Origin of the sequence: Nocardia sp. NPDC056564, from assembly GCF_042793755.1 — a bacterium.
Lineage (GTDB): Bacteria > Actinomycetota > Actinomycetes > Mycobacteriales > Mycobacteriaceae > Nocardia.
Genome location: NZ_JBHTUR010000003.1, coordinates 223,201 through 238,109, shown reverse-complemented (window position 1 = coordinate 238,109; position 14,909 = coordinate 223,201). Strand labels below are relative to the sequence as shown.

11 protein-coding genes are annotated in these 14,909 nt (G+C 69.8%); all 11 read left to right on the top strand.

The window, feature by feature from the left end; all coding sequences use genetic code 11:
* Positions 1-216: 216 nt before the first annotated feature.
* From ACFQ9K_RS08970 to ACFQ9K_RS08920, 11 genes are read left to right on the top strand one after another with little or no spacing between them, the layout of a single operon-like run.
* Positions 217-687 carry a VOC family protein gene (locus ACFQ9K_RS08970; RefSeq protein ID WP_378717616.1) on the top strand — a complete coding sequence of 157 codons (471 nt, stop codon included), beginning with the start codon at positions 217-219 and terminating at the stop codon, positions 685-687.
* Positions 684-1,592, top strand: coding sequence for an L-tyrosine 3-hydroxylase (locus ACFQ9K_RS08965; RefSeq protein WP_378717617.1), 909 nt, complete (start codon positions 684-686; stop codon positions 1,590-1,592). The genes ACFQ9K_RS08970 and ACFQ9K_RS08965 overlap by 4 nt, the downstream gene beginning before the upstream one ends.
* Complete coding sequence (locus tag ACFQ9K_RS08960; RefSeq protein ID WP_378717619.1) at positions 1,589-2,473, top strand: LLM class flavin-dependent oxidoreductase; 885 nt, start codon at positions 1,589-1,591, stop codon at positions 2,471-2,473. The genes ACFQ9K_RS08965 and ACFQ9K_RS08960 overlap by 4 nt, the downstream gene beginning before the upstream one ends.
* Positions 2,473-3,306, top strand: a complete 834-nt coding sequence (locus ACFQ9K_RS08955) for a phenazine biosynthesis protein PhzF (RefSeq protein ID WP_378717621.1) — start codon at positions 2,473-2,475, stop codon at positions 3,304-3,306. Before ACFQ9K_RS08960 ends, ACFQ9K_RS08955 begins: the two co-directional genes overlap by 1 nt.
* Positions 3,303-4,532 (top strand): aminotransferase class V-fold PLP-dependent enzyme, encoded by a 1,230-nt coding sequence (locus ACFQ9K_RS08950; protein ID WP_378717622.1) that lies wholly within the window; start codon positions 3,303-3,305, stop codon positions 4,530-4,532. The genes ACFQ9K_RS08955 and ACFQ9K_RS08950 overlap by 4 nt, the downstream gene beginning before the upstream one ends.
* A complete protein-coding gene (locus ACFQ9K_RS08945; protein WP_378717624.1) occupies positions 4,529-5,329 on the top strand; it encodes a tryptophan 2,3-dioxygenase in 801 nt (266 codons plus the stop codon). Before ACFQ9K_RS08950 ends, ACFQ9K_RS08945 begins: the two co-directional genes overlap by 4 nt.
* A 49-nt stretch (positions 5,330-5,378) precedes the next feature.
* Positions 5,379-6,443: a methyltransferase gene (locus ACFQ9K_RS08940; RefSeq protein ID WP_378717625.1), complete on the top strand. Its 1,065-nt coding sequence runs from the start codon at positions 5,379-5,381 to the stop codon at positions 6,441-6,443.
* Complete coding sequence (locus ACFQ9K_RS08935; protein WP_378717627.1) at positions 6,436-7,326, top strand: alpha/beta hydrolase; 891 nt, start codon at positions 6,436-6,438, stop codon at positions 7,324-7,326. Before ACFQ9K_RS08940 ends, ACFQ9K_RS08935 begins: the two co-directional genes overlap by 8 nt.
* The gene (locus tag ACFQ9K_RS08930) at positions 7,323-9,155 is read left to right on the top strand and encodes an amino acid adenylation domain-containing protein (protein ID WP_378717629.1); all 1,833 of its coding nucleotides are present in this window, start codon (positions 7,323-7,325) and stop codon (positions 9,153-9,155) included. Before ACFQ9K_RS08935 ends, ACFQ9K_RS08930 begins: the two co-directional genes overlap by 4 nt.
* Before the next feature lies 1 nt (position 9,156).
* Positions 9,157-13,506 carry an amino acid adenylation domain-containing protein gene (locus ACFQ9K_RS08925; protein WP_378717630.1) on the top strand — a complete coding sequence of 1,450 codons (4,350 nt, stop codon included), beginning with the start codon at positions 9,157-9,159 and terminating at the stop codon, positions 13,504-13,506.
* A complete protein-coding gene (locus tag ACFQ9K_RS08920) occupies positions 13,499-14,908 on the top strand; it encodes an FAD-dependent oxidoreductase (protein WP_378717632.1) in 1,410 nt (469 codons plus the stop codon). The genes ACFQ9K_RS08925 and ACFQ9K_RS08920 overlap by 8 nt, the downstream gene beginning before the upstream one ends.
* Position 14,909 lies beyond the last annotated feature (1 nt).

The window sequence follows — 14,909 nt, the reverse complement described above, 5'->3', positions numbered from 1 at the left end:
GCCGGAGTATCCGGTTTCCGGCGCGGTAAACCCGTGCTGGTCAGAGGTTTTCGACAAGCGCAGGAAACTGCTGTCTGACAACGATTTAAGAGTTTCTTGAACCCCATTTGATTGCCCCTGACCTCGCTCTCCGCCGAGTATGGAAAGCGCTGGGACATTCCCTCCCGCAGCGGTGAGGGACCCGCGCTGAGCACATTCGCGACGGAAAGGCATCCGATGCACGGGCTTGACATCGCGCCGAAATTTCACCACCTCGCCATTCAGACCGACGATGTGGACGCCACGATCCGGTGGTACCAGGAATTCCTCGGCGCCACGGTGGAATGGAAGCTCGACAGCTTCTCACCACTCACCCTCGAGCGACTACCGGGAATCGAGAAGCTGGTCGAGCTGAAAACGGGGGACGTGCGATTCCACGTCTTCGACCGGACCGCGCACACACAGGACGGCCCGGACCCGCTGGGCTACCAATATCAACACGTCGGCATCACCGTGGACCGGCCGCAAGACCTTGTCGCCCTTCGGGAGCGGTGGCTGACTGCGCGGGCGGCGACCGATCTGCGCTGGGCCAGGGACGAGGCGCCCTCCGACATCGTGACCGACGCGGACGGCATGCAGAGCCTGTACGTGGTCGACCCGAACGGCCTCGAGATGGAATTCCTCTACTTCCCCGGAGCAGGGTCGTGAGCAGACATAACGGACAGGGGCCGAAGGGGCGCAGGCCGCCCGCATTGCAGCCGCATCTGTTGTTCATGCCGCCGCTGGGCGACGGCTTCGCGGGAGCCGCCGACGCTCCCGGCGAGCCCGCGGCAGCCGACCGGGAGATGCTGGACTACAAAGTATTCGGCACCCGGCAGGTCGAGGCGGAACGGCTGTTCTGGTACCGCTGGATCGCCGGTCACCAGATCTCGTTCCTGATGTGGCGGGCCATGGGTGACGTGGTGTGGCTGCACTCCGGCGACGATGCCGACAAGCCGGACGAACGCGAACTCGAGCTGCTGTCCGCCTGCGTCGACGGGTACAGCGCGATGCTGCTCTACTCGTCCACCGTCCCGCGGGAGCACTATCACGCCGACATCAGGGCGCGAATGGCGTTGCAGCACCCCGCGTTCAGCGGCACCTGGGCGCCCGACTATCGACCGGTGCGCCGCCTGTTCCGCGGCAAGCTGCCGTGGCAGGACGACCCGGCGTGCGCGGCGCTCGACGCAGCCGTGGCCCGCAACGAGGTCACCCACAGTCACATCGCCGATCATCTGGTGCCGGATGGTCATTCGCTGTTGCAGAAATCCGCCGGCGTACCCGGCGTCAGCGTCTCCCGGGAGAAGGAAGACCTCTACGACAACTTCTTCCTGACCGTCCGGCGCCCGGTCAGCCACGCCGAGTTCGTGGCCCAGCTCGATTCCCGGATCGCGGATCTCACCGCCGACCTGCGGCACAACGGGCTGTACCCGGACGTCGACGGCCGTCACCACCCGGTCGTCACGGCCGAGTCCGACGCGGTGATGCGACCGCTGGTCACCGACATCCCGCAGGTGCTGGATCGGGCGGCCCGGCTGGTATCGGACCTGCGACTCGAGGAGGCGCGCCGATGAAGCACGGCATCGTCCTGCTGCCCGAGCACGAGTGGAAGGTCGCCGCCGACCGGTGGCGCGCCGCCGAGCAGCTCGGCTACCGGCACGCCTGGACCTACGACCATCTGATGTGGCGCTGGCTCGCGGATCGTCCGTGGTACGCGTCGATTCCGACGCTCACGGCCGCGGCCACCGTCACCGGTGCCATCGGCCTCGGCCTGCTCGTGGCCACCCCCAACTTCCGCAACCCGGTCGCGCTCGCCAAGGAACTCGTCACCGTCGACGACATCGCGGGCGGCCGGCTGATCTGCGGACTCGGCGCCGGCGCACCGGGATTCGATGTGAGCATCCTCGGTGGGCCGGACCTCGGCCCGCGCGAGCGCGCCGACCGATTCGAGGCGTTCGTCGAACTCCTCGACACCGTGCTCACCCGAGGCTCCGTGACAACGGTGTCACGCTGGTACACCGCGGCGGGCGTGGACTTCCATCCGCGGGCCGGCGACGCGCCGCGCCTGCCCTTCGCCGTGGCCGCGACCGGCCCGCGAGGCATGGCGCTGGCCGCGAGGTTCGCGCGGTACTGGGTTACGTCCGGGCCGCCCAACGACTTCCGCACGCGGCCGCTGCGCGAGGTCGTGCCCGTGCTGCGAGACCAGGTGCGCGGCATCGACGCCGCGTGCGAGCGGGTGGGCCGGGACCCGGCCACGCTCGGCAAGCTGTTCGTCGCCGACGCGGCGGTGGGCGGGATCACCGGTTCGCTGGCCGCCTACGAGGACGCCGCCGGCGAGCTGGAGCAGGTGGGCATCACCGATCTGGTCGTGCACTGGCCGCGCCCCGATCAGCCGTATCGCGGCGACGAGCAGGTCGTGATCGATTTCGCCGAGAAGCACCTGGGAGGCGAGTGATGCGAGTACTACGCCTGGACATGTTCGGCGCGGCGCCCGGGCGGGGGAGCACCTTGGACGTGCTGATCCCCGAGGGCCGGTGCGACGACCGCGTGGTCGCGGAAGCCGCGGAGTACGCGCGCCAGGGCAATGCCGACGAGAGCGCATTGGTGAGCGAATGCTCCCCGGCGCAACAGACTTTCGGTTCGCGGATCTTCAACACCGATGGCGAGACGCCGTTCGGCACGCATTCGCTGGCCGGCGTGGCGGCCTGCCTGGTCGGCACCGGTCGGCTGGCGCCGGGTGCGGTCGGCCGCACGGCCGAGGTCGGCTGCCACTGGCTGTGGACCGACGGCGGCGAGGTGCGCGTGCCGTTCGACGGACCCGTTGTGCACGAACGGATTCCGTACGATCCCGCGTTGTTCGGCTGGCGCACGGGTAGTGCGCATGCCGGTGGGATCGGGCGGGCCTTCAACTTCGTCCGGATCACCGAGGACCCGCGTTCCCTGCCGGTCCCGGATCTCGACCGGATGCGGGAGCTGGGTCTCCCGGATCTCACCGCGTATCGCTGGGACCCGGATCGGCAGGAGGTGCTCGCCCGCGTGTTCGCGCCCGGGTTCGGCATCCCGGAGGACGCAGGCTGCCTGCCCGCGGCCGCCGCGCTCGGACTCACCGGGCTCGGGTTGACCGCCGACGGCCGGTCGCCGGTGACGGTTCGGCAGGTGACGGGTGACGGTCGCGAGTCCGTCTTCGGCTGCACCGGGGCGCGACACGGCGACACGGCGAGCGTGCGGATCACCGGCCAGGTATGGGTTCCCGCGATCGACGACGAGCAGAAAGCGAGTGAGGGATGAGCATTCGGTCGGAATCCGGAGCAACCATGCCTGCCCTCGACGAGGCCAGACGTCGGGACGATCTCGATCCGCTGGCCCAGTACGCGCGCCAGTTCGCCACCGCGGGCGCCATCCACCTCAACGGGAACTCCCTCGGCCCGCCCCGCGGCAACCTGGCCGCCGAACTCGACCGTGTGGTGTCCGGCCAGTGGGCGCCGCGCCAGGTGCAGGCCTGGTTCCAGGACGGCTGGCTCGAGCTGCCCCGCACGGTCGGCGACAAGCTGGGCACGCTGCTCGGCGCCGGGCCGGGGCAGGTGCTGGTCGCCGGGGAAACCACCTCCACGACCGTGTTCAACGCGCTGACCGCCGCCGCGCGCCTGCGCCAGGACCGCCCGGTGCTGCTGATCGAGGCGGAGTCCTTCCCGACCGATCTGTACATCGCGAATTCGGTGGCCCGGCTGCTGGACCGCGAGCTCGTTGTCGAATCGCGCGCCGGCTTCGAGGAATACCTGCGGCACAACGGCACTCAGGTCGCGGCGGCGCTCGCCGCACCCGTGGATTTCCGGACCGGGGAGCGGCGAGAGATCCGTCCGGTCACCGCGCTGTGTCACGCGGTAGGAGCCGTATCGGTGTGGGATCTCAGCCATGCCACCGGCGTGTTGCCGGTCGACCTGGACGCGAACGCGGTCGACCTGGCCGTCGGCTGTGGGTACAAATACCTCGGCGGTGGTCCGGGCGCACCGGCTTTCACCTACGTCCCGATCAGACTTCAATCGGCCGTGGACTTTCCACTGGCCGGCTGGCACGGGCACGCCGAGCCGTTCGCGATGGCGCGGACATTCGTCCCGGCCGACGACATCGATCGCGCCCGCACCGGCACGCCACCGCTGCTGAGCCTGGTCGGGCTGAATCATGCTCTCGCCCCGCTGATCGAGGTCGGCATCCACGAATTGCGCCGGCGTTCCAGGGATCTCGGTGAGTTCTTCCTCGAGTGCCTCGCGGGCAGCCGTCCGGAACTGCTGGATGCACTGGTCTCCCCGCGCGACCCGGAACGGCGGGGCGGTCATTTCGCCTTGCGAATTCCACAGGCGGACAGAGTCGAAAGCGCACTCGCCGACGGCGGTGTGCTGGTCGACGCCCGCCCGCCGGACCTGATCCGTTTCGCCTTCGCGCCGCTGTACGTGACGCACGAACAGGTGTCGCGGGCGGCCGACGCGCTGGCCCGCGCCGTGGGGGCAGTGCGATGACCCGCGCACCCGAATACGTTGCGCCCGAGTACGTCACCTACGCGCACATGGACGAACTGCACGCGTTGCAGGTCCCGCGCAGCGAGGCCCGCGGCGAGCTGAACTTCATCCTGATCAGTCATGTGAAGGAGCTGCTGTTCCGCGCGGTGATCGACGATCTCGACACCGCCCGCCGCGCACTGGTCCGCGACGACGTCGCCGATACCTGCCTGGCGCTGGCCCGCGCGACCCGCACGCAGCGGGTGCTCGTGGCCTGCTGGGAGTCGATGAACGGGATGTCGGTCGACGAGTTCGTGGCGTTCCGGGAGGTGCTCAACGACGCCTCCGGCACCCAATCCTTCGCCTACCGGGCACTGGAGTTCGTGCTGGGCAACCGGCCACAGCGGCAGGTGGAGGCGGCGTTGCGGGACGGGCACGCGATGCTGCGGGCCGAACTGCTGGAGCCGTCGCTGTACGACGTGGTGCTGCAACATCTTGCCCGGCAGGGCTTTTCGGTTCCGACCGAGTGCCTGGAACGGCCCTCGGCGCAACAGCACGAGGCCCATCCGCTGGTCGAGGACGTGTGGCTGGAGATCTACCGGCACCCGGCTCGGCACCCCGACGCGCACCGGCTGGCGGAGGCCCTGCTGGAGGTCGCCTATCAGTTCTCGCACTGGCGGGCCACCCACCTGCTCGTGGTCGAGCGGATGCTCGGCGGCAAGAGCGGGACGGCGGGCACCGACGGGGCACCGTGGCTGCGCGCCATCAACGAACACCGCTTCTTCCCGGAACTGTGGACCTTCCGCACCCGGCTCTAGAGCGCAGATCTCAGACAAATACCCCGACTGCTGGAGGAACACGATCACGATGACGGAACTGAAGACCGAGCCGACGAAACCGGTCGATCTCACCTCGCTCGTCCCGGTGTTGTTCGGATTCGCTGCTTTTCAGCAGCTGCGCGCGGCCTCGGAACTGCAATTGTTCGAATACCTCGACCTGAACGGCCCGTCCACCAGCGACCAGGCCGCCGAGGGGCTGGGGCTGCCCGCCAAATCCGCGCGGCAACTGCTGCTCGGCACCACCTCGCTCGGCCTCACCGACCGCGAGGGCGACGCGTACACGCTGAGCGCGATGCTGCACGACGCGATGGCCGACGGCACCTGGCCGCTCATCCGCAACATCATCGACTTCCAGCAGCGGCTGACCTACCTGCCCGCCAAGGAATACGCTGAGTCGCTGCGCACCGGCAAGAACCTGGGCCTCAAGCATCTGCCCGGCAAGGGAAACGACCTGTACACCCGGCTCGAGCAGACGCCGGAATTGGAGGCGCTGTTCTTCCGCGGCATGCATTCCTGGTCCGAGCTGTCCAATCCGGTGCTGCTGCATCAGGTCGACTACCGCACCGTGACCAAGATTCTGGATGTCGGCGGCGGCGACGCGGTGAATGCGATCGCGCTCGCCCAGGCACACCCGCACCTGAGGATCACCGTGTTCGATCTCGAGGGCGCCGTCGAGGTGGCCCGGGACAATATCGCGGCCGCCGGGCTCGGTGACCGGATCGACGTCGTGGCCGGCGATATGTTCGGCGACCCGCTGCCGCGCGGATATGACGCCGCCCTGTTCGCGCATCAGTTCGTGATCTGGTCGCCGGAGCAGAACCGGGCGCTGCTCGAACGGGCGTACGCGGCGCTGCCGCCGGGCGGCCGGGTGATCGTGTTCAACGCGTTCGCCGACGACGACGGGCGCGGCCCGCTCTACACCGCGCTGGACAACGTCTACTTCGCCACCCTGCCGTCCGAGGAGTCGACCATCTACCCGTGGCGGGAACACGAAGAGTGGCTCGTCGCTTCGGGATTCGGCGACATCAAGCGGATCCGCAACGAGGGCTGGACGCCGCACGGAGTCATCGAAGGGCGCAAGTCCGATGAGTGAACCGACCTTGCTCGACCGCGAGTACTCGCCGAGCTCGGTCGCGCGGCACATGGCCGCCTCGCTGCGGCGGTACCGGACGCTCAGCGACGCGGCCCGGTCCGAGCTGGACGTGCACATCGCGGTGCCGTACGGCGAGGGGCACGGCGAGCGGTGTCACGTGTTTCCCGCGGTGCCGCGCGGCACCCGGGGGCCGGAGACGCCGGCGCTGGTGTTCGTGCACGGTGGGCACTGGCAGGAGTCCGGCATCGACGACGCCTGCTTCGCCGCCGCGCACGCGGTGGCGCACGGATGCGCCTATGTCGCCGTGGGTTACGGGCTCGCGCCGGATCGCACGGTGCCCGGCATGATCGGCTCGGTGGTCCGGGCGCTCGACTGGCTGGTCACCACCGGACCGATGCTCGGGATCGATCCGGAGCGGTTGCACGTGGCCGGTAGCAGCGCGGGCGCGCATCTGCTGGCCGCGGCGCTCACCGGTGAGGACGCGCCGCGGGTGCGGAGCGCGTGCCTGCTGAGCGGGCTGTACGACCTCACCGAGATCCCCGAGACCTACGTCAACGACGCCGTGCGGCTGACCCCCGAACTCGCCGCCGAATGCAGCCCGTTGCGGATGCGCGCCCCGCGTTGCGACTCGGTCCTGCTCGCCGCCGGGCGGCACGAGACCCGGACGTATCTGCACCAGCACGCCGCGTACGCGGAACACCTTGCCGCACAGTTGGTCCCGGTGCGGGCGCAGATCGTGCCCGAGCGGGACCACTTCGACCTGCCGCTCGATCTGGCCGACCCGTCGACCCCGTTCGGCCGGACCAGCCTGCGCCACCTCGGCCTGGCGCCGCGCCGCCGAGGCGCATCAGAACCGGAAGGAACGGTGACATCAGCGCGATGAAACCCACACTGACCGCCCCGGAGTCCGTCACCACGGGCTCGGCCGAGGGCGCGACCACCGAGACCATTGTCGACGCCTTCGTGCGCACGGCGCGCGAATATGCCGAGCGGGAAGCGATTTCCGACGGCGATACCACGCTGACCTATGCCCAGCTGGACAACCTCAGTAGCCAGATCGCGCGGGCGTTGCGTGATCGTGGACTGACGCCGGGGGCGCGGGTCGGCGTGCACCTGGAGCGCAGCCTCGCCACCTATCAGGTGTTTCTCGGCATACTCAAGGCCGGACTCGTGGTGGTGCCGTTCAATCCGGCCCACCCGGCCGAGCACAAGTCGCGGATGTACCGGGTCGCCGAGCCGGCGCTCACCGTGACGGACTCTGGTGCGGCAGAAGGATTTCCGGCGGAAACCTGCCTTCCGGTCGGCGATCTGCTGGCAGCCGCGGAGTCGTTGTCCACCGAGTCCGGGCCGTCCGCGGTCACCGCGGCGGCGCCGGCGTTCGTTCTGTTCACGTCCGGTTCGACCGGCGTGCCCAAGGGCGTGGTGATCGCGCATCGCGGCATCGCCCGGGTTTCCCAGCATCTCGTCGGATTCACCCCCGGGCCCGACGATCGTTTCCTGCAACTCGCGCAGCCCGCGTTCGCCGCGTCGACCACCGACATCTGGACCTGCCTGCTGCGCGGTGGCCGGTTGACTATCGCGCCACAGGAGATACCGCCGCTCGGTGAGCTGGCGAGAGTGATCGCGCGCGAGCGGATCACCGTGCTGAACCTGTCCGTCGGACTGTTCAACCTGCTCGTCGAGCACCATGCCGAGCACCTCACGCGGGTCCGGACGGTGATCGTCAGCGGTGACTTCCCGTCCGCGGCGCACCTCGAGCGTGCGCTGGCGGTCATCGACGGTGACGTGTTCAACGCGTTCGGCTGCACGGAGAACTCCGCGCTGACCGCGGTCCACAAGATCACCCGGGCTGACCTTTCCGACGCCGAGATCCCGGTCGGCAGGCCGATGCCGACCGTCGAGATGACAGTGCGCGACGAGCGTGCGGAGCGGTGCGAGCCCGGCCGGATCGGCGAGCTGTGCATCGCCGGTGACGGTGTGGCGCTGGGGTATCTCGGCGACCCCGAGCAGACCGAGCGGAAGTTCGTCCGGCACGACGGGCAGCGGCTGCTGCGCACCGGCGATCTGGCCAAGCTGACCACCGACGGGGAGATCGTGCTCGCCGGCCGCACCGACCAGATGGTCAAGGTGCGCGGATTCCGGGTGGAGCCACGGCAGGTCGAGGTGACCGCCGAGGCGTTCCCCGGCGTGCAGCAGGCGGTGGCGCAGGCGGTGCCGAGCGACGGCGCGGCGGACCAGCTCGCGCTGTGGTGCGTGCCGGCGACCGGACACGAACTCGCGGAACGGGATCTGACCGAGTATCTGCGAAACCTTCTGCCCGACTACATGGTTCCGTCGATGGTCCTGATCGTCGACGCGTTTCCGCGCAACGCGAACGGCAAGATCGACCGCAGGGAACTCGGCTCGCGGCTCGCGGAACACACCGCCGACGAGGCACCGGCGGGCGTGGACACGAGTGCCCCCGTGCGGACCGAGCCCGAGGACCGGATCGCCGCGGTCGTCCGCTCGTCGCTCGCCGACATCACCAAGGCAGACGAGCTCGACCTGGATGCGGGGTTGATCGAAAGCGGCGTCACCTCACTGCAATTGATCGACCTCGGCGCCCGGCTCGAGGACGTGGCCGGCGTCGGACTGGCCCCCGACGAGATCGTCGGCGCGGGCACCGTGCGCGGTGTGGCCGACCTGATTCGCACCAAGCGTGCGCGAGGCTGACATGACGGCTACCGATCGACACACATCGAACGGCGCGGAACTCCGGCCGGCCTCCCCGGCGCAGCCCGGTCTGTGGTTCGACAGCGTCTACGGCGCGGATCCGACGGCGTACAACCAGCCACTGGTCCTGCGTGTGGGTATCCGGCTGGAACACCGCCACCTCGTCGAGGCGTTGGCCGCGGTGCACCGAGACCATGCCGCGCTGCGCACCACCTTCGACATGGACGCCGGCGGCGAGCTGCGCCAGGTGGTGCACCGCGAGTTGGCGCCGGACGTGGACATGCGCGACCATCCCGGCGGGGACGTCGACGCGTGGGTGACCGAGCAGGTGGCCGAGATCGCCGGTGCCGCTTTCGATCTGCGGGCCGGTCCGCTCGCCCGGGCCCGGCATCTGCGGTTCGGCGACGCGGGGAACAGCGTGCTGGTGTTCAACATCCACCACACCGTCTTCGACGGCATGTCCTGGAAGCCGTACCTCACCCAGCTGGCGGCGGCCTACGCCGCGGTGCGGCGCGGTGAGCAGCCGCCCCGGGAAGACCGGCGCCAGGCCATCGAGGCCTATGCGCGGTGGGCCGAGCTGTCCGCCGATTCCGAGACGCTGCGTTTCTGGCGGGACAAGCTCGCCGACGCCCCGGCGGCGGCGCCCCTCGGCTTGCCCGCCGAGGGGCCCGCGCGGCACGTGACCCGGCAGTCGGTGCTCGATGCCGGGCTGTCGGCGCGGGTGCGCGAATTCTGTGCCGCGGAGGGCATCACCACCAGCATGTTCTTCGTCGCGCTCAGCTTCGTGATGCTGCACCGGCAGACCGGTCAGGACGATGTCCTGCTCGGCATTCCGGTGTCCGTGCGCGGCGCGGGTGACACCGAGGTGCTCGCCCATCTCACGAATACCGTGGTGCTGCGCCACCGGCCTACGCGCGGCGCCACCGCCAGGGACGTGCTGCGGGCGGCGAAACGGGAAGTGCTGGAGGGCCTTCGGCATCGGTACGCGCCGCTGGAGGCGGTCCTCGGCGAGCTGCGTTCGGCCGGCGGCAACCAGGACGGCGCGCTGTTCAACGCGATGGTCACCGTGATGCCCGCCGCCGCAAGGCGTCTGGATCTGCGCGAGTGGGGAGTGCGGACGTGGGAGCACGAGCCGGGTGGCGCCAAGTACGACCTGGCGATCCTGGTGGACGAGACCGCGGACCACTTCACCCTGGTGGTCGAGCACGCGACCGCGGCGGCCGACGGGGCGAACTTCACCGAATACCTGGTGCAGCGCCTGCGCACCCTCGTGGACAGTGTGCTCGCCGACCCGGACGTGCCGGTCGGCGATCTGCGTTGGACCGGTGACGCGGAGCGGCGGGCGATCGCCGAGCTGTGTGCGCGCTGTGCCGACGCGCCCGAACTCGGCACCGAGCTGACCGCCGATCTGTTCGCGGCGACCGTCGAGACCGCGAGCTCGGAGCCCGCGCTGACCGCCGACGGCGCCGAGCTCAGCTACGCCGAATTGGCCACGCGCGCAGACGCGGTCGCCGCTTCCCTGGCCGCCAGGGGAGTCCGCGCCGGGCAGCCGGTCGCCGTGCTGATGCGGTCGGGCGTCGACCTGATCGCGACGGTCATCGGAATCCTGCGCGCCGGCGGCAGCTACGTCACGCTCGACGCCGACCAGCCGTGGGATCGACTGAACTTCACCCTGAACGACTGCGGCGCAGAGATATTGATTCGAGCGCCCGAGATCGATATCGCGGGGAGCGCGTGGCCGCCTGGGCTCGAGGTCCTCGATGTGACCGAAATGGGCGGCGCGGGAACCGCATTCGAGGGGCGGCGGAAGACGCCGGAGGATACGGCCTACATCGTGTACACCTCGGGCTCCACGGGCAGGCCGAAGGGCGTCCGGCTGCCGGAGATCACGCTGGCCAACCTCGTGCACAACCAGGCGCTGTTCACCTCGGACCTGGCGATGCGCACATTGCAGTACATGCCGCCCGCCTTCGACGTCTTCGCCATCGAGGTGTTCGGAACGCTGTGCAACGGTGGCACTCTGGTCATCCCACCGGTTGCCGCCCGCACCGATTTCGAGGCGCTGGCCACGTTGCTCGCCGAGCAGCGGGTCGAGCGGGCGTACCTTCCGTACGTCACGCTGCGTGAGCTGGCCGCGGTGCTGCGCACGTCCGCGGTGGAACTGCCGGACCTGCGCGAGGTGTATGTCACCGGCGAGCGCCTGGTGATCACCGGTGACGTGCGGGCCATGTTCCGCCGGAATCCGGGCGCCCGGCTGATCAACGCCTACGGCCCGTCCGAGGCCCACCTGTGCAGCTGGGACCGGCTGCCGGCCGACCCCGACGAATGGCCGACCATCCCGTCGATCGGCCGCGTGGTGCCCGGCGTCGACGCGTACGTGCTCGACACCGACTCGACCGGCGCGGACCGGCAGGCGCCGTTCGGCGTCGAGGGCGAGCTCTGCGTCGCCGGACCGGTCGTGTCCCCCGGCTATATCGGGCTGCCGGACAAGACGCGCGCGGCCATGGTCCCCGACCCGTTCGTGGCCGGACGGCGGATGTACCGCACCGGTGACGTGGTCGTGCTGGCGCCGGACGGCCGGCTGCACTACCGCGGCCGCAAGGACGATCAGGTCAAGATCCGCGGCTACCGCGTCGAACCGGGCGAGGTGGAGGCCGCGCTGGAACGGGAACTGGACGTGGACGCGGCCGCCGTGATCGTGGTGTCCGAGGGCGGTGACCGCGCGCTGCGCGCGTTCGTGCAGAGTGCCGCGGAACCGCCGACGGACTGGCGCGATCGGCTCGGCGCCGTGCTGCCCGGCTACATGATCCCGCGGCAGGTCACCCGCCTCGACACCATCCCGGTGACACCGAACGGGAAGACCGACCGTCGGGCGCTGGAGTCGCTGCCCGTCGAGCCGGCGGCCGAGGACTCCGACCCGTCCGCCGTCGCCTGGACGGACTCGGAGCGGACGATGGCCGGGTTGTGGGCCGAGGTGCTCGGCCGGCGCCCGGCGACACCGGAGGACGACTTCTTCGTGCTCGGCGGGCACTCGCTGCTCGCCGCCCGCCTGCACCGCCAGGTCAAGCAGCACTTCCACACCGACGTCGCGCTGTCGACGCTGCTGAGCACGCCCACCCCGCGCGGGATGACGAAGAGCCTCGCCGACCGCTATGCCGCCGCCGCGCCGGACCTCGCCACGGACGCCGAGCTGCCCGACCTGTTCGTGGGGGAGCGGCACGCGCCCGCGCGCGGCGCGGTATTCCTCACCGGCGCAACGGGATTCCTCGGCAGCCACCTGCTCGACGAACTGCTGCGCACGAGGCAGCGGGTGCGCTGCCTGGTCCGCGCGGACACCGTGGCGGACGGACGCGACCGCCTGCGCCGCACGTTCCGCAAGTTCGCGCTCGATCCCTCCGGACTCGACGAGGTCGACGTCTGTCTCGGCGATCTCGACCGGCCGCGGTTCGGCCTCGGCGACGACTACGCGGCCGTCGCCCGCGACGTGACCGAGGTCTATCACGCCGCGGCGCACATCAATTTCGTCGTTCCGTACCACACGGTCAAGCGCACGAACGTCGACGGCCTGCGGCATCTGCTCGATTTCTGCGGGGTCAATCGCACTCCGCTGCGCCTGATCTCGACGCTGGGCGTCTTCCCGCCCGACTCGACCTCCGGCCGGGTCGGCGAGGACACGGTGCCGGGCGACCCCGCGTCGCTGGGCATCGGCTACTCGCAAAGCAAGTGGGTCGCCGAACAACTCGCGTTCCGGGCGCGGGCGGCCGGGCTGCCGGTGACCGTGCACCGGGTCGGCCGCATCGCCGGTCATCGCCGGACCGGTGCGTGCAGGCACGACGACTTCTTCTGGTTGCAGATGAAGGGTTTCGCGCTGCTCGGCTGCTACCCCGACGACATCGTCGAGACGCCGGCCATCGACCTGCTGCCGGTGGACTACGTCGCGCGGGCCGTTATCCGGCTCTCGGAAGGCAAGCCGGACAACGAGAATTGGCATCTGTACCACCCGGACGGCCTCGACTGGCCGACCATCCTCGAGGCCATTCGCGCCGAAGGCTATGCGACCGAACCGGCCGCCGGGTCGGTGTGGATGGCCGCCCTGGAACGCGAGGCCGCCGAGAACGACGACGAACGGCGCGGTCTCGGCCCGCTGGTGCCGCTCATGCGCGAGGGTGTGATGCGGCTCGGCGCGCACGCGTTCGACAACGAGAAGTCCAGGCGCGCCCTGGCCGACGTGGGATGCCCTTACCCGCAGGCGAATCCGGGCTGGATCCACCGGATGTTCGAGTACTTCCGCGCCGTCGGCGCCATCGCGCCACCGACCGAGCGAGCTCATGGAGGAGACCAGAATGACTGAACAGGCGATGCGCTCGGTGGTGATCATCGGCGCCGGGCCGGTGGGCTGCGCATTGGCCACGCTGCTGCGCAGACAGGGGCTGGAGGTGGATCTGTTCGAGCGGCAGCCGGAGTCGGCGGGCACCGGCTCCGGGCACTCGTTCAACCTGACGCTCACCTCGCGCGGGCTCGACTGCCTGCCCCGATCGGTGAAACGCCGTCTGTACCTTCAGGGTTCGGTGCTGGCGAAGCGCATCATCCACCACCGCGACGGCGCGATCTCGACCCAGGCGTACGGGACGATGTACAACCATCACCTGCTGTCCATCCCGCGCGGGATCTTGCAGGACCTGCTGCGCGACCAGGCGCTGCGCGAAGGCGCCCGGATCCATTACGGGCAGCGGTGTCTCGACGTGGACACCGCGCGACCCGCTGCGCTGCTTCAGGATCGGGACGGCTCGTCGAGCTGGGTGACCGGTGATCTGCTGGTCGGCTGCGACGGCGCCAACAGCGCGGTGCGCGATGCCATTGTCGCGGCACATCCGAAACAGGTCTGGATGACCCAGGATACGATCGCGCACGGCTACGCCGAGATCACCATGGACTACCGGGACGCCGACCCCACCGGTATGCACCTGTGGCCGCGCGGCGACCACTTCCTGCAGGCCCAGCCCAACCGGGATCAGACGTTCACCACCAGTCTGTTCAAGCCGACGGCGGGAGACGGTGCGCTGCGGCACTTTTCGGGTCTACCGTCGGCCGAGGCGATCAGCGACTACTGCGCGACCGAGTTCCCGGATGTCTTCGGCCGGATGGCCGAGGTCGGCAACGAACTGGCCGGCCGCAGCCCCGGCCGGCTCCGGATCATCAATTGCGCTCCGTACCACCATCGGCGCGCGGTGCTGGTCGGTGATGCCGCGCACGCCGTGGTCCCGTTCTACGGGCAAGGCATCAACTGTAGCTTCGAGGATGCCGCCACCTTGGCGAGCCTGCTGGAGAAGTTCCAGGCCGCGGTCCGGTCCGAGGGCGGCACGGTCAAGACGGTCGCCGAGGTCGTGGTGGACGAATACAGCGCCGTTCGCGTGCGAGCCGGGCACGCCCTCGCCGAGCTGTCGATGCGGAATCTGGAGGAACTCTCCGACCACGTGAACAGCCCGCGATTCCTGGAGCGCAAGGCGCTGGAACGGCGGCTGCACGAGCTGCGTCCCGAGCTCTATACGCCGCTCTATCAATTGGTGGCGTTCACCCACATGCCGTACGACGCGGTCCAGCGGGTGCAGCAGGAGTCGAGCGCGGTGCTGGACGCACTGTGTGCGGGGCGGGATGTGCGCGCGGACCAAGACGCCATCATCGACGAGTTCGCCGCGCGGTACGGCGACACGTTCACGCCCAAGCTGACCCCGTCGAAACAGCGGACGGGGTGAC

Coding starts and splice junctions, on each gene's coding strand:
- ACFQ9K_RS08970 (WP_378717616.1), top strand. CDS start 217: ATGCACGGGCTTGACATCGCGCCGAAATTTCACCACCTCGCCATTCAG.
- ACFQ9K_RS08960 (WP_378717619.1), top strand. CDS start 1,589: ATGAAGCACGGCATCGTCCTGCTGCCCGAGCACGAGTGGAAGGTCGCC.
- ACFQ9K_RS08955 (WP_378717621.1), top strand. CDS start 2,473: ATGCGAGTACTACGCCTGGACATGTTCGGCGCGGCGCCCGGGCGGGGG.
- ACFQ9K_RS08950 (WP_378717622.1), top strand. CDS start 3,303: ATGAGCATTCGGTCGGAATCCGGAGCAACCATGCCTGCCCTCGACGAG.
- ACFQ9K_RS08945 (WP_378717624.1), top strand. CDS start 4,529: ATGACCCGCGCACCCGAATACGTTGCGCCCGAGTACGTCACCTACGCG.
- ACFQ9K_RS08940 (WP_378717625.1), top strand. CDS start 5,379: ATGACGGAACTGAAGACCGAGCCGACGAAACCGGTCGATCTCACCTCG.
- ACFQ9K_RS08935 (WP_378717627.1), top strand. CDS start 6,436: ATGAGTGAACCGACCTTGCTCGACCGCGAGTACTCGCCGAGCTCGGTC.
- ACFQ9K_RS08930 (WP_378717629.1), top strand. CDS start 7,323: ATGAAACCCACACTGACCGCCCCGGAGTCCGTCACCACGGGCTCGGCC.
- ACFQ9K_RS08925 (WP_378717630.1), top strand. CDS start 9,157: ATGACGGCTACCGATCGACACACATCGAACGGCGCGGAACTCCGGCCG.
- ACFQ9K_RS08920 (WP_378717632.1), top strand. CDS start 13,499: ATGACTGAACAGGCGATGCGCTCGGTGGTGATCATCGGCGCCGGGCCG.